The 596-nt window shown below is 68.1% G+C and carries 1 protein-coding gene; it reads right to left on the reverse strand.

Annotation, left to right across the window (positions count from 1 at the left end; genetic code table 11):
• Positions 1-596 (reverse strand): DEAD/DEAH box helicase (locus E3D03_RS21205; protein WP_263568575.1); only part of this gene is annotated, 596 nt, incomplete at both ends.

A 596-nucleotide genomic window follows, 5' to 3' on the forward strand; every position in this document is an offset into this window, starting at 1 on the left:
CTTCCAGTGCCGGATCACCTCGTCGGTGACGGGGGCGCGGTCCATGATGCCCGCCACCTCCGCCATGTCGAAATCCGACATGGTCTTGCGGACCGAGCGCAGTTCGTCCTGCACGCCCACGTCGATGACGAAGGTGCGCGGCGGCACCAGGTGGCCTGAGGCGATCAGTTCGCCCAGCCGCACCTGATCGGCCACGTTGTCGAAAACCTCGCGCAGGCCCTTCCTGTCGCCCCGGTTCGGCGTCGCCGTGACCCCGAAGATGCGGGCGTCGGGATTGGCCTCGCGCACCCGGTCAATGATGCGGCGATAGCTGTCGGCGACGGCATGGTGCGCCTCGTCGACAACCAGCAGGTCGAGACGCGGCATGTCGGCGAGGTTCGAGGCGCGCGCCAGCGTCGGCACCATGGCGAAGGCGACCTGGCCGCCCCAGGATTTCTCGGTGGCGTCGATGACCGAGGTGGCGATGCCCGGCACTACGCGCTGGAACTTGGCGAGGTTCTGCGCCGTCAGTTCGTCGCGATGGGCGAGCACGCAAGCCTTGGCCCCCGAATTCCCTGACATGGCGCCGATCATCTCGCCGGTGACCGCCGAGAGCA

The organism is Paracoccus sp. DMF (genome assembly GCF_004407025.1).
In the GTDB taxonomy this organism is placed as follows: Bacteria; Pseudomonadota; Alphaproteobacteria; order Rhodobacterales; family Rhodobacteraceae; genus Paracoccus; species Paracoccus aminovorans_B.